At 60.9% G+C, this 12969-nt stretch carries 12 protein-coding genes; 6 read left to right on the top strand and 6 right to left on the bottom strand.

Annotated elements, in window-relative coordinates:
- Positions 1 to 10: 10 nt before the first annotated feature.
- A complete protein-coding gene (mscL, locus tag V7Z56_RS09215; RefSeq protein ID WP_334129121.1) occupies positions 11 to 427 on the bottom strand; it encodes a large-conductance mechanosensitive channel protein MscL in 417 nt (138 codons plus the stop codon).
- Between the two features lie 231 nt (positions 428 to 658).
- Here mscL and V7Z56_RS09210 point away from each other — a divergent pair, with 231 nt between their 5' ends.
- The gene (locus V7Z56_RS09210) at positions 659 to 1453 is read left to right on the top strand and encodes a DsbA family protein (RefSeq protein WP_334129120.1); all 795 of its coding nucleotides are present in this window, start codon (positions 659 to 661) and stop codon (positions 1451 to 1453) included.
- Positions 1454 to 1466: 13 nt separating this feature from the next.
- Here V7Z56_RS09210 and V7Z56_RS09205 read toward each other — a convergent pair whose 3' ends face one another.
- Positions 1467 to 2222 carry a DUF3750 domain-containing protein gene (locus V7Z56_RS09205; RefSeq protein WP_334129119.1) on the bottom strand — a complete coding sequence of 252 codons (756 nt, stop codon included), beginning with the start codon at positions 2220 to 2222 and terminating at the stop codon, positions 1467 to 1469.
- Between the two features lie 197 nt (positions 2223 to 2419).
- Here V7Z56_RS09205 and aroQ point away from each other — a divergent pair, with 197 nt between their 5' ends.
- Genes aroQ through aat form a run of 4 tightly spaced genes read left to right on the top strand, consistent with a single transcriptional unit; the run spans position 2420 to position 5345 of the window.
- Positions 2420 to 2857: a type II 3-dehydroquinate dehydratase gene (gene aroQ / locus V7Z56_RS09200; protein WP_334129118.1), complete on the top strand. Its 438-nt coding sequence runs from the start codon at positions 2420 to 2422 to the stop codon at positions 2855 to 2857.
- Between the two features lie 21 nt (positions 2858 to 2878).
- Positions 2879 to 3325 carry an acetyl-CoA carboxylase biotin carboxyl carrier protein gene (gene accB, locus V7Z56_RS09195; RefSeq protein WP_334129117.1) on the top strand — a complete coding sequence of 149 codons (447 nt, stop codon included), beginning with the start codon at positions 2879 to 2881 and terminating at the stop codon, positions 3323 to 3325.
- 13 nt (positions 3326 to 3338) lie between these two features.
- Complete coding sequence (accC, locus tag V7Z56_RS09190) at positions 3339 to 4679, top strand: acetyl-CoA carboxylase biotin carboxylase subunit (RefSeq protein WP_334129116.1); 1341 nt, start codon at positions 3339 to 3341, stop codon at positions 4677 to 4679.
- A gap of 15 nt (positions 4680 to 4694) precedes the next feature.
- The gene (aat, locus tag V7Z56_RS09185; RefSeq protein ID WP_334129115.1) at positions 4695 to 5345 is read left to right on the top strand and encodes a leucyl/phenylalanyl-tRNA--protein transferase; all 651 of its coding nucleotides are present in this window, start codon (positions 4695 to 4697) and stop codon (positions 5343 to 5345) included.
- Here the strand turns inward: aat and V7Z56_RS09180 are convergent.
- From V7Z56_RS09180 to V7Z56_RS09170, 3 genes are read right to left on the bottom strand one after another with little or no spacing between them, the layout of a single operon-like run.
- Entirely contained in the window at positions 5282 to 5872 is a 591-nt protein-coding gene (locus V7Z56_RS09180; RefSeq protein ID WP_334129114.1) for a DUF2155 domain-containing protein, read from the bottom strand. The genes aat and V7Z56_RS09180 overlap by 64 nt on opposite strands.
- 21 nt (positions 5873 to 5893) lie before the next feature.
- Entirely contained in the window at positions 5894 to 6382 is a 489-nt protein-coding gene (mlaD, locus tag V7Z56_RS09175; RefSeq protein ID WP_334129113.1) for an outer membrane lipid asymmetry maintenance protein MlaD, read from the bottom strand.
- 51 nt (positions 6383 to 6433) lie between these two features.
- Complete coding sequence (locus V7Z56_RS09170) at positions 6434 to 6796, bottom strand: NADH:ubiquinone oxidoreductase subunit NDUFA12 (protein ID WP_334129112.1); 363 nt, start codon at positions 6794 to 6796, stop codon at positions 6434 to 6436.
- 510 nt (positions 6797 to 7306) lie between these two features.
- Here V7Z56_RS09170 and V7Z56_RS09165 point away from each other — a divergent pair.
- On the top strand, positions 7307 to 10987 hold the full coding sequence (locus V7Z56_RS09165) for a vitamin B12-dependent ribonucleotide reductase (protein WP_334129111.1): 3681 nt from the start codon (positions 7307 to 7309) through the stop codon (positions 10985 to 10987).
- Positions 10988 to 11183: 196 nt separating this feature from the next.
- On the opposite strand, the gene V7Z56_RS09160 is transcribed toward V7Z56_RS09165, so the two are convergent.
- A complete protein-coding gene (locus V7Z56_RS09160; protein WP_334129110.1) occupies positions 11184 to 12863 on the bottom strand; it encodes an EAL domain-containing protein in 1680 nt (559 codons plus the stop codon).
- Between the last annotated feature and the right edge of the window lie 106 nt (positions 12864 to 12969).

Genomic DNA, 12969 nt, shown 5'->3' with positions numbered 1-12969 from the left:
TAATGCGCGCTTATTTCTGCTTCAGAATGTCGCGGATCTCTTCAAGCAGGACTTCCTCGCGCGGCGGGGCCGGCGGCTCGGCCGGAGCGGCTTCTTCCTTCTTGATGATCCGGTTCATCTGCTTGACCAGAATAAAAACCGCAAAGGCGACGATCAGGAAGCTGATCACCGTATTGATAAAGGCGCCGTAATTCAGCGTCACGGCCCCCGCTTCCTTGGCGGCGGCAAGTGTCGCGTAATCCCCGCCGGAAAGAGTGATGAAGAAATCGGAAAAGTCGACGCCGCCGAGAAGCAGTCCGATCGGCGGCATGATGACGTCATCAACCAGTGACTTTACAATGGTGCCGAACGCGGCGCCGATGATGATACCGACGGCCATATCGAGCACGTTGCCGCGCATGGCAAATTCTTTAAATTCCTTTAGCATCACTAACTACCCCTCGCTTCAAAAACCGGACGCGTTTCTTGTTTCTCGGCGAACCACCGCGCCCAATGATCGCGACGCTACTATAAACCAGTAAAAGACAGCCCGACAATCGCGATTGTTGAGGGCGGCGAAGAAGACGACTGAATAGAGCCGTCGCTCACGCCAATGTTTATTTGCTTTTACCGGCGCGAGACGCATAATCGCCGTCCCTTTTAACTGGAAAGCCATTTTATGTCAGATCGCCGTAAATCGAGTGCCCTCGCCCTCTCTCTCCTTGCCCTTGTCGTGGCCGTCGGGGTCGGCCTCTACAGCCATTTTGCGCCCCGCCCCGAGATGGATGACGCCGCCTTCGGCGAAAAGGTGCGTGCGTATTTGCTGGCGAATCCCACCGTCCTTCGCGATGCCATGATCGCCTACAGCGAGCAGGAGGAGAATCTGGCTGCAGCCGAGCGCGAGGCGCTGCTTGCGCAGTTTGGCGATCAGCTTCTCAATGACGGCTACAGCCATGTCGCCGGCAACCCGTCGGGCGATGTCACGATCGTTGAATTTTTCGACTATCGCTGCGGCTACTGCAAGGCCGCCTTTCCAAACCTGATGAAAGCGATTGAGGAAGACGGCAATACCCGGCTTGTGCTGAAGGAACTGCCAATCCTCGGCCCCGGCTCGACCCTCGCCGCTCAGGCGGCCATCGCGGCCGGGCAGCAGGGCGGCTACATGGCGCTGCACAATGCGCTGATGGAAAGCCGCGGCGAGCTGACGATGGAGCGGATCCTCAATATCGCGACCGACGCCGGGCTTGATCCGGCGCGGCTCAAGGCCGACATGGGAAGCGAGCGGACTGCTGAGATCATCACGAAGAATCTCATGCTCTCGGACGCACTCGGGATCAGCGGCACGCCCGCCTTCATTATCGGCAATAATTTTATCCCGGGCGCCATTTCGCTCGACGAATTCCGTGAAGTGATCGCCTATGTCCGCGCGCAGGCGGCAGCGAAAGGAACACCGCCCGCGGGGCGCGCTTCCTGAGTAAACTCGCCCCCTAGAACGGCTCGATCCGCCCGAACCCGGGGAGTTTCAGCGCGAGATCGTCGATATCGACCCCGAGCGTGAGGCCGAGGAAGTGCAGCTCGGCGCCCTCAACCGGGCTCAAACTGAAGCCGCCAAACCCGAGCAGCGAGACCTGCAGGCCGCGGCCACTGACCGCACGGCCGACCGCCCGGCCGTTGGTCAGATAATCCTTGCCGATGGCGGTCGGCGGCAGGTCTAGGCCAAGCTCGGGCACGGCCCGGCCGATATGGGCGATGAAGCTGTTCGAATTCGGTCCCGGCCAGGCGCGATATTCGTTTTTATGTGGGTAATCACTGATTGCCTGCTCGATGCGCGGGATCAGCGCGGCTGCCGCCTCCCCCGTCACTTCCGCCAAAAGCGCAGGCGAGCTGCCGAACCAGTAGTTGTCGGGATTGCCGCGCTGATGGACGAGCGCGTTGCCGCCATGTCGCGCCCGCCAACCGACGATCTCATAGCGCTCATAGCTGCTGTCATTCGCCTTTTTGAAAGCGATCCAGCTATGGACCGCGAAATTGCCGCGCCAGCCCCACGCCTTCGCGCCGTAAACCTGTATGATGGCTTCCGGGTGGGCGTCCGGCCTGGGCGCAAGGCCGCTCGCATCCCGGCGCGCCGCCGACCAGCTTGTCGCCTCCGTCTCGCTGGTCATATCCGCCGCCATTGACAGCATCTGCGGCAGGCCGAAAAGGAGAAGGGCCGCCGTGAGGATCATCAGAAGTCGTCGCAGCATCCGCCCCTTCGCTTCCCGCGTTTAAAAAGATGGCGCGATTATATTACAGTTGCCGCCGCGCCCGCATCAATCAAATGTGAGCGAATGAGCGCTCTTGCAATCGCGCATCGACTAATTTTCACAACTACTTTAAACTCCCCGCGAACTTAAGTATAAGGGGGCAGTCCGGGCGCATCGCCTACATTTGCGGGAACGGTATGGGTAAGTCAGTCATCATTATCAACGGGCCGAATTTGAACCTGCTCGGCACGCGCGAGCCGGAGATTTACGGGCGCACGACGCTTGCCGATATCGAAGCGCTGGCGAGAGACCACGGACGGCGCCTCGGCGTTGATGTCAGCTTCGTGCAGAGCAACCTCGAAGGCGAACTGGTCGATGCGATCCAGAAAGCGCGCGGCGTGCATGACGGCATCATCCTCAACGCCGCCGCCTATACCCATACCTCCGTCGCGCTGATGGACGCGCTCAAGGCGACCGGCGTGCCGGCCGTCGAGGTTCACCTCTCCAACATCTTTTCGCGTGAACCTTTCCGTCATCACAGCTATATTTCGCCCGTCGCCATCGGCGTCATCTGCGGATTTGGCGCAAAGGGCTATGTGCTCGCCCTCGATGCGCTTGTTGCGACCTTTGATTAGAGTAACCGAGACTTGGACATTATGAAAAACCTGAATATCGATAAAGAGGTGATCCGGGAACTGGCCGAGATCATGAATGAAACCGGCCTCGGCGAGATCGAGATCGAAAGCGACGATTCCCGCCTCCGCCTGTCGCGCGGCACCTCTGCGGCGCCGGTCATGGTCGGCGCCCACGCCGCGCCGGCGGCGGCAGCGCCCGCTGCGGTCGCGCCGACGCCCTCCGCCGATGATCATCCGGGCGCCGTCAAATCGCCGATGGTCGGCACCATCTATCTTGCGCCCGAGCCCGGCGCCGCGCCGTTCGTGCGACCGGGCGATATGGTCAGCCAGGGCCAGACGCTGCTGATCGTCGAGGCCATGAAAACCATGAACCCGATCGGCGCGCCGAAAGCGGGTAAAGTCGTCAAAGTCCTCGTCGAGAATGAGGAGCCGGTGGAATTCGGGCAGCCGCTCGCCATCATTGAGTAAAGTAGCAGGTTCGATGTTTGAAAAAATCCTGATTGCCAATCGCGGCGAAATCGCGCTCCGTATCCATCGCGCCTGTCGTGAGATGGGAATCAAGACGGTGGCCGTGCATTCCTCCGCCGATACCGACGCCATGCATGTCCGCCTCGCAGACGAGAGCGTCTGCATCGGCCCGCCGAGCTCCGCGCAGAGCTACCTCAATATCCCGTCGATCATCGCGGCGGCCGAGGTGACGAACGCGGACGCCATCCATCCGGGATATGGCTTCCTTTCGGAAAACGCCAAATTCGTCGATATCGTCACTGCGCATGGCATCAAATTCATCGGCCCCTCGGCCGAGCATATCCGCATGATGGGCGACAAGATCACGGCCAAGGAAACCATGCGCAAACTCGGCGTGCCCTGCGTGCCGGGATCGGAGGGCGAAGTCCACGATCTCGATGAGGCGATCCGCGAGGCCGAGCGCATCGGCTATCCGATCATCATCAAGGCCTCGGCCGGCGGCGGCGGGCGCGGCATGAAGGTTGCGGCAACCCGCGAGGCGCTCTCGGAAGCCTTCTTCTCCGCGCGCTCCGAAGCCAAGCTCGCCTTCGGCGATGATGCCGTCTATATGGAGAAATACCTGAGCGGCCCGCGGCATATCGAAATCCAGATCCTCGCCGACGGTCAGGGCAATGTCGTGCATCTTGGGGAACGGGACTGCTCATTGCAGCGGCGCCACCAGAAGGCGGTCGAGGAAAGCCCCTCCCCCGTCATTACCGCGGAGGAGCGCGCGAAGATCGGCAAGACGGTGGCGGATGCGATCCGCGACATGCGCTATGAAGGCGTCGGCACCATCGAATTTCTGTATGAAAATGGCGAATTTTATTTCATCGAGATGAACACCCGCCTGCAGGTCGAGCATCCCGTGACCGAGATGATCACCGGCATCGATCTTGTCCAGGCGCAAATCAATGTCGCGGCCGGCAAGCCGCTCACGCTGCGCCAGGAGGATATTCGCTTCGACGGCCATGCCATCGAATGCCGCGTGACAGCGGAGGATCCGCACACCTTCGCGGCGAGCCCCGGGCCGATTACCGAATTTCACGTCCCCGGCGGGCTTGGCGTGCGCGTCGATAGCGGACTTTACACCGGCTACAACATTCCGCCCTATTACGACAGCCTGATCGCCAAGCTGATCATTCATGCGCCGAGCCGGGAGGAATGTCTGATGCGGCTCGACCGGGCGCTGCAGGAGTTCGTCGTCAGCGGTATCAAGACGACGCTGCCGCTGCATCAGGAAATCGTCCACAACGAGGATTTTCGCGCCGGTCGCTATGATATTCACTGGCTGGAAAAATTTATTGCGGCGCGCTGACGCGCCGCGCCTCTCATGTCGGTAATCTCGATCGAGACCCTGCTTGCCGCCTATCATGTCGGGATCTTTCCGATGGCCGACAGCGCCGACGATCCCAACGTCTACTGGGTGGAGCCGGAACGGCGGGGCATTTTCCCGCTCGATGCCTTTCATGTGCCGCGAAGCCTTGCGAAAACCGTCCGCCGCATGCCCTTCGAGGTAACGATTGATCGCGCCTTTCGCCGCGTCATGCGCGAATGCGCCGCCTCGCGTCCCGGCCGCCGCGCAACCTGGATCAACCGCACTATCCTCGATCTCTTTACCGAGCTGCATGAGGCGGGCTTTGCCCACAGCATCGAATGCTGGCGGGAGGGTGAGCTGGTGGGCGGGCTTTACGGGGTGTCTTTCGACAGCGTCTTTTGCGGCGAAAGCATGTTTTCAAAGGCCACCGACGCGAGCAAGGTCGCCCTCGTTCATCTGGTGGCGCGCCTGATCCACGGCGGCTATACGCTGCTCGATGCGCAGTTCCTCACGCCGCATCTCGCGAGCCTCGGCGCCATTGAAATCGATCGCCGGGAATATCTGGAAAGGCTTGACGCGGCGCGCGGGAAACGCGGCGATTTCTACCGGCTGCCCTCGGATCTTTCAGGCGCGGAGATCCTGCAGTCGATCACCCAGACGTCATAAACCGGATGCTCAAGCGCGTTGATGGCAGGGCTGGAGGCGAACATCCAGCCGGTAAAGAGATGGATCAGCCCATCATCGCCCGCGGCCGCCTCTCCGCCCGCTTCGGCGGCTTTCTCATCCGCCGCGCCCGCTGACGGCGCGGCGCTTCTGTCTTCCAGCGGCGGCAAGCTTTCAACGCGGGTCTCTTCCGAAGGCGGCACCGCCGGCGCCGGCGTCCCGGTCTCCTCCACCTCCGTAATCTCAAGGAATGCGGTAACTTCCGGCGTCTCCTCCGGCGGCCGTTTGACGCATTTTCTCGGGGTGATGGTGATTGATCCGAAGGTCACGCTCTCGCCGATGGGAACCGCAAGATCGCTCGTGCGCGCCGTCACCTTGTCAAGCGCCCGGAGGATGACGGTATCGCCGACAATCGGCTCGGCCGCGGCCGGATTGCTCCCGCCGAGCAGCAGCACGAGCGCCGCCGGCAGCAGCAGCGCCGAACGGCGGAAAAGCGGATATCGGATATACTTCGCCTGGACAGTTACCAAAATAAAAACGCCTGTTGACTGTTACTTTCCGGCGTCCGGCGCGCTGCCACTCTTGCTGGCGCCGCCGCTACTGCTTGAGAAAATCGCCTGCGCGATGAGATCCTGGATATTCACCGCCCCTTGCGTATAGCTGATGGAATCGCCGTCCTTCAGCATGTCGTCCGATCCACCCGGGGTCAGCAGCAGGTAGTTGCTGCCGAGCAAGCCGCTCGAGGTGATCTTCGCGGAGCTGTCGTCGGGAAGTTCGATATCCTCATTGAGGCTGATCCGGAGTATCGCGCGATAGCTCTTCGGATCCAGCGACTGCGCGGTGACGGTGCCGACCTTGATGCCGCTCATGCGCACATCACTGCCGATCGTCAGCCCGTCGACACTGTCGAAGGACGCCGTCAGATTGACCCCGCCGCCGCTCGTGCCGACATCGGCCGTGCGATAGGCGAATACCAGGAAGATCGCCGCAAAGGCGAGAACCACGGCGCCGATCACGGTTTCAACGATATTACTGCTCATTCACTTCTCCATCGCTCCAGACCATCCCTTGCGCCAGGGTCCGTTGCCGGATCAGGGGCGCCACGGCTCGTAATCGCCGGTGCCCCGCTGCCGCTTGCCGGTTTTCAGGATCGATCCCTCCGGGCGGTAGGCAAGATCGGTTCCCGTCAGGTTCGGCACATGTTCCTCGATCCACGGCGCCTGCGGCATCTCCTGCTCGCCCGGCAGCAGGTCGGTCGTGTAATGCAGCCAGATATGCCAGGCGGGCGGTACTTTCGACGCCTCGGGCTTGCCTTTATAGATCACCCAGCGCCGCTCGCGGCCGACGGGACCGGTCGGCTTGCCTTTCTCACGGTAATAGCGATTGCCGAACTGATCTTCGCCGACCAGCTCGCCGCGCAGCCATGTAAATAATCTTGTACCAATCGTCGCCATGTCACTCTTCTCTTGTCATCGGGCAGAGCCGCCCGGGCGTCTTTATATTGCAACGGAATATGGCACTCAAGGCCGCATTCGTCCAGTGTAAGTTTCTGGGGCGGCCCGCTCAGCCGGCCGCGCCGCCGGCGATGCAGCCCTGCGCGCCGTATTGCGCCCGCCGCGCCTGATTCTGTCGTTTCGCCCCGAACAGACCCTGCCGTGTGATGTTTTGGCAACCGGACACAAAAATATGTTAACCATAAAATCCTCACCCTCGACGGGGAGGGCCTTGGATTTCCCCCACATCTCGCTATCCGTAAAATTTTAGCCACCACATCTGGTGTGTTTTCATGGTTGACAGTGACGAAATGCAGCACCATGATCCTACGCTGACAAGGGGGACTACCTACCATATGTTGTAGGTGATGGGGCGAGGAAAACGGCAGTTTTCCTGACGTTTCCGGCGGTGCAGTCGTCGTCCTCCGCCCAGGGAAAAGCAATATCACAAGAGTAAATGGAAGGTCTGCCATGCGTATCGAGAGACGGTTCACCACACAAGATTCATCCCCCTATGCGCGCATCAAATTCCGTCAGACCACGAGTGAAATCCGCAATCCCGACGGCTCGATCGTCTTCCGGCTGGAGGGCATCGACGTTCCCGCCGATTGGTCGCAGGTCGCCTGCGACATCATCGCCCAGAAATATTTCCGCAAAGCCGGCGTCCCAGCCCGCCTGAAACCGGTGGCCGAAGCCGATATCCCCGAATGGCTGTGGCGCCAGACGGCGGATCTTGAGGCGCTTGAGGAGCTGCCCGAGGCCGAGCGCTATGTCGGCGAGACCTCCTCGACCGAAGTTTTTGACCGCCTCGCCGGGACCTGGACCTACTGGGGCTGGAAAGGCGGCTATTTCGATACCGAAGAGGATGCCCGCGCCTATTTCGATGAAATGCGCTACATGCTGGCCTGCCAGATGGGCGCGCCCAATTCGCCGCAGTGGTTCAACACCGGCCTGCACTGGGCCTATGGCATCGAGGGACCGGCGCAGGGCCATTCCTATGTCGACTTCAAGACCGGCAAGCTGAAGAAATCTGAAAACTCCTACGAGCATCCGCAGCCGCACGCCTGCTTCATCCAGTCCGTCGATGACGATCTCGTCAACGAGGGCGGGATCATGGATCTCTGGGTGCGCGAGGCGCGGCTTTTCAAATATGGTTCGGGCACCGGCACCAACTTCTCGAACCTTCGCGGCGAAGGCGAGAGCCTCTCGGGCGGCGGCAGGTCATCGGGGCTGATGAGCTTCCTTAAAATCGGCGACCGGGCCGCCGGCGCCATCAAATCCGGCGGCACGACGCGGCGCGCGGCGAAGATGGTGACGCTTGATATCGATCATCCGGATATCGAGGAGTATATCAGCTGGAAGGCCGTCGAGGAGCAGAAGGTCGCCTCCCTCGTCGCGGGCTCGAAGCTCTGCAACCTGCATCTTGGCAACGTCATGCGCGCCTGCCACGAGATCAAGGGCGATGAGGCGTTCATCCCGGCCGAAAACCCGGCGCTTCGCAAGGCCATCATCGGCGCACGCAAAGCCATGGTGCCGGAAAATTACATCCAGCGGGTGATCGAATTCGCCCGTCAGGGCTATACCGAGATCGAATTCCCGACCTATGACACGGACTGGGATTCGGACGCCTACCTCACGGTCTCGGGCCAGAACTCCAACAACTCCGTCCGCGTCACCGATGAATTTATCGAAGCGGTGCTGAAGGACGGCAACTGGGACCTCATCCGCCGCACCGACGGCAAAGTCGCCAAAACCGTCAAGGCGCGCGATCTGTGGGAACAGATCGGCGAGGCCGCCTGGCAGTCGGCAGATCCGGGCCTGCAGTATGACACCACCATCAACGACTGGCACACCTGCCCCGAGGATGGCCGCATCAATGCGTCGAACCCCTGCTCGGAATATATGTTCCTCGACGATACGGCCTGCAACCTTGCCTCACTCAACCTGATGACCTTCCGCCGCGCCGACAAGAGCTTCGATGTCGCCGCGTTCGAGCACGCCGTAAGGATCTGGACGGTCACGCTGGAAATTTCCGTCCTGATGGCGCAGTTCCCGTCCGAAGAAATTGCGAAGCTCTCCTACAAGTTCCGCACCCTCGGCCTCGGCTACGCCAATATCGGCGGCCTTCTGATGGCGCGCGGCCTGCCTTACGACTCCGATGAAGGGCGCGCCCTTTGCGCCGCCATCACCGCGGTCATGACCGGCGTCGCCTACCGCACGAGCGCGGAGATGGCGGCCGAGCTTGGCGCCTTCCCCGGCTACAAGAAGAACGCGAAGCATATGCTCCGCGTCATCCGCAACCATCGCACCGCCGCCTATGGCCTCAGCGACGGCTATGAGGAGCTCAACGTGCTTCCCGTCCCGCTCGATGTCATCAACTGCCCGGAGGCGGAGCTTGCCGATGCGGCGAAGCGCGCCTGGGATGCGGCGCTCGAGCTGGGCAAGGAGCACGGCTATCGCAACGCGCAAGTCTCTGTCATCGCCCCGACCGGCACGATCGGCCTCGTCATGGATTGCGACACCACCGGGATCGAGCCGGATTTCGCCCTCGTCAAATTCAAGAAGCTGGCGGGCGGCGGCTATTTCAAGATCATCAACCGCACGGTGCCCGAAGCGCTGCAGCAGCTCGGCTATACCCGGCTTGAAGCGAAAAGCATCATCGACTACGCGGTCGGCCATGCAACGCTCGACGGCGCGCCCGGCGTCAATCACGAAGCGCTCCGCGCCAAGGGCTTCACGGACGATGTTCTGGAAAAGATCGAGGCGGGACTTGCGAGCTGCTTCGATATCAAGTTTGTCTTCAACAAATTCGCGCTCGGCGAAGAATTCTGCCGCGATGTCCTCGGCTTCCGCGACGATCAGCTGAATGACTACAGCTTCGATATGCTGGCCGCGCTCGGCTTCACGCGCGATGAGATCGAAGCCGCCAACACCTACTGCTGCGGCGCGATGACGCTGGAGGGCGCGCCGCATCTTCGCGATGAGCATCTGCCGGTGTTCGATTGCGCCAACCCGTGCGGGCGGATCGGCAAGCGGCTCCTCTCGGTCGAGAGCCACATCCGCATGATGGCGGCGGCGCAACCCTTCATCTCGGGCGCCATTTCCAAGACCATCAACATGGCGAACGCGGCAACCGTGGAGGATTGCAAGAACGCCTACCTCCTCTCCTGGAAACTTGGGCTGAAGGCCAACGCGCTCTATCGCGACGGCTCGAAGCTGAGCCAGCCGCTCTCCGCCCTCGCCTTTGATGACGAGGATTTCGAAGAGATCGAAGAAGAAGTCAGAACCTCGCCCGCCGCGGCCAGCAACGTCATTGCCGAGCGCATCGTCGAGCGCATCGTCTCGGAGCGCAAAAAGCTGCCGACACGGCGCAAGGGCTATACCCAGAAGGCCACCGTCGGCGGCCACAAGGTATACTTGCGCACCGGCGAATATGACGACGGCAGCCTCGGCGAGGTGTTTATCGACATGCACAAAGAAGGCGCCGCCTTCCGCAGCCTGATGAACAACTTCGCCATCGCCATCTCGATCGGCCTGCAGTATGGCGTGCCACTTGAGGAGTTTGTCGAGGCCTACACCTTCACGCGCTTTGAGCCGTCCGGCATCGTCGAGGGCAATGACGCCATCAAGATGTCGACCTCGATCCTCGACTATCTGTTCCGCGAGCTCGCGATTTCCTACCTCGGCCGCAATGACCTTGCCCATGTCGCGATCGATGACCTGCGCATGGACACCCTCGGCGGCGGCGTCGCGCAGGCGAAGATCACCGACGACGAACTGGCGCCCCGCCCCGCGGCGCTCAACAACGTCATCAACCTCGCCTCGACCGGCTATCTGCGCGCCAATAATTTCGAGGTGCTGCAGGGCGGCCTCTCGACCATGAACCTCGCGGTCGGTGCGGCGGCGGGCCAGCCGCAGATGAGCGCGGCGGCCGCCGGTGTCAGCGTCGGCGGCAGCGTCGCCGCGGCGAGCGTCAGTGTGACCGCGACCACGGCGTCCGGCGAGGGATCAGACCGTCTCAGCCGCGTCATGGAAGCGCGCATGAAAGGCTATGAAGGAGATAGCTGCGGCGAATGCGGGAATTTCACGCTCGTGCGGAACGGGACCTGCATGAAATGTGACACCTGCGGCGCCACCAGCGGATGTTCGTAAAGCGTACCCGGGCAGTTGCGTACAGTCGTTGCCATCCGGCGGATGAAGATTTCGTCGCGTAACCAGTAGAGTAAAAGAGTTGCGTAGCCTGTAGCGTACCTGAGTGCATTTGTTTGAGTATAGAGGCTGATTGCTTGCCTTGTCATTGCTCCCATGAAGGGCCTGTTCTTCGAGCAGGCCCTTTTCTTTGGGGGCGTTACGCCCAGGTCGTGGCGAAGCCTTTGCGCTTCAGATTCTGCGTGATCGAGCGATTTTTGCGCTTCGTCTGGATATCGCTCTGGGGCTTGCCGAAATACCAGCCCTGCCCGTAATTGACGCCGAGCACATTCAGCACATGGAGCTGTTCTTTCGTCTCGACCATCTCCGCAATGGTGCCGATGTTGAGCTCCTGGCAGAGACGCGAGAGCGCCTTCAGGATCGCGGCGTCGCGCTTGTTCGTCAGCACTTCCTTGATGTAGGTGCCGTCAATCTTGATGTAATCGACGGTAATTGCGCGAATATACTGGAAGGACGCCGAGCCCGAGCCCATGTCATCGAGCGCGATCTCGATCCCGGCCGAGCGGATCGACTGGATGACATTCTCCGCCCGCTCAAGATCCTTGATGCGGCTCGTCTCGGTGACCTCGAGGCTGATATGTTCGCGGATCTCGTCATTGTCGGCAAAGAGCGCGAGCAGGCTGTCGATGAAACTGTCCGATTCGAGCGAATAGCCGGAGAGATTGACGGCGAGCCGCGGCAGCTCATCGCCGCGCTTCTGATATTCGAGCAGCTTCTGCTTCACCTTCTGGGCGACGCCGAGATCGAGATCCTGAACGATCCCCGTCTCCTCGGCGAACGTCACCGTGTCATAGGGGCTCTCCCCGTCCTTGAAGCGCGACAGCACTTCATAGTGATGAATTTCCCGGTCCGAAAGCTGAACTATGGGCTGGTAGGCGAGATTGAACTTATAGTTCTGGAACATCGACTTCAGGGCCAGCATCCGGTTCATGGTCTTCTCGAGCCGGTTGTTCATCCCCTCGGCCAGCGATTTGATCGTGAATTCCTCCGTGTCGCTTTCCACGAAATGATTGATGACATACATCAACGCCTGCGTCGCGTGGTTCGCCGAAAGCTGCCCCTTCATCAGATCGACGGTGCTGTGCCAGATGGAGAGGCCGCCCTTGCCGTCCTCATCGGCGAGCGAGGTGATTTTATCCTCCAGGATGCGCGCATCGATCGCCGGGCTGTGGACCATGCCGTATTTGTCGGAATCAAGCCGTCCGGCGCTGTCGCCGCCGAGCGAATAGCGGCGCAGCAGGATGCCGATCCGGTCGAAGAAATTGCCCATGCCTTCCTCGCCGAGCCGCTCCTGCAGATCGGAGAGACCATTGAGGCGCAACAGCGTGAGTTCCGTGCGCTGGCCCGCATTGGCGGCAAGCGTCATCTGCTGATCGGCAAGTTTGAGGAAATCCGTGCGGCTGAGAAGCCCCGTGTCGGCATCGCGATACTCCGACGTTGTCCGGATCGCCGCCATGCTCGAAATGTTAATGGCAAGAAAGATATGCTCGTGCGTGCGCGGCAGCTTGCAGGCGCCGACGATCGCCGAGATATGCGTATTCTCCATACGGATGACGACGGGCGCGATGCGGTCGCCAACCTGCATATTCTCCAGAATGCCCGCGACGATGCGCCGGTCCTGCTCGGCGACCAGCTCAATAAAGGGCAGATTTTCAAGCTCGGAAATCTCAAGGCCGGTCAGACCCTTGGCAGCACCGGAGGCGAAGACGACGACACCTTCCCTGTCGAGTTCGAGAAGCAAATCCGCCGCCGCAAAAGAAAAGGCAACAAAGCGCTCTTTTTCCGTGCGCAGGCTATCCAGTCTGTTTTCTGCCGTCACCGTGCAACCTTTTGGTTAATGTAGCCGTAACTCTACGCATCCATTTGTTAAAAATTCGGAAATATGTTCCCCCGCGCATAAAAAAACCCGCCGGGATGCGGCGGGT

Source organism: Sneathiella sp. (genome assembly GCF_036844445.1).
In the GTDB taxonomy this organism is placed as follows: domain Bacteria; phylum Pseudomonadota; class Alphaproteobacteria; order Sneathiellales; family Sneathiellaceae; genus Sneathiella.
The sequence above is the reverse complement of the archived record's forward strand: the minus strand, read 5'-3'. Positions and strand labels throughout refer to the sequence as shown.

Bases quoted from the DNA above. Each gene is read 5' to 3' on its own strand.
- mscL (WP_334129121.1), bottom strand. From the start codon at position 427: ATGCTAAAGGAATTTAAAGAATTTGCCATGCGCGGCAACGTGCTCGAT.
- V7Z56_RS09210 (WP_334129120.1), top strand. From the start codon at position 659: ATGTCAGATCGCCGTAAATCGAGTGCCCTCGCCCTCTCTCTCCTTGCC.
- V7Z56_RS09205 (WP_334129119.1), bottom strand. From the start codon at position 2,222: ATGCTGCGACGACTTCTGATGATCCTCACGGCGGCCCTTCTCCTTTTC.
- aroQ (WP_334129118.1), top strand. From the start codon at position 2,420: ATGGGTAAGTCAGTCATCATTATCAACGGGCCGAATTTGAACCTGCTC.
- accB (WP_334129117.1), top strand. From the start codon at position 2,879: ATGAAAAACCTGAATATCGATAAAGAGGTGATCCGGGAACTGGCCGAG.
- accC (WP_334129116.1), top strand. From the start codon at position 3,339: ATGTTTGAAAAAATCCTGATTGCCAATCGCGGCGAAATCGCGCTCCGT.
- aat (WP_334129115.1), top strand. From the start codon at position 4,695: ATGTCGGTAATCTCGATCGAGACCCTGCTTGCCGCCTATCATGTCGGG.
- mlaD (WP_334129113.1), bottom strand. From the start codon at position 6,382: ATGAGCAGTAATATCGTTGAAACCGTGATCGGCGCCGTGGTTCTCGCC.
- V7Z56_RS09170 (WP_334129112.1), bottom strand. From the start codon at position 6,796: ATGGCGACGATTGGTACAAGATTATTTACATGGCTGCGCGGCGAGCTG.
- V7Z56_RS09165 (WP_334129111.1), top strand. From the start codon at position 7,307: ATGCGTATCGAGAGACGGTTCACCACACAAGATTCATCCCCCTATGCG.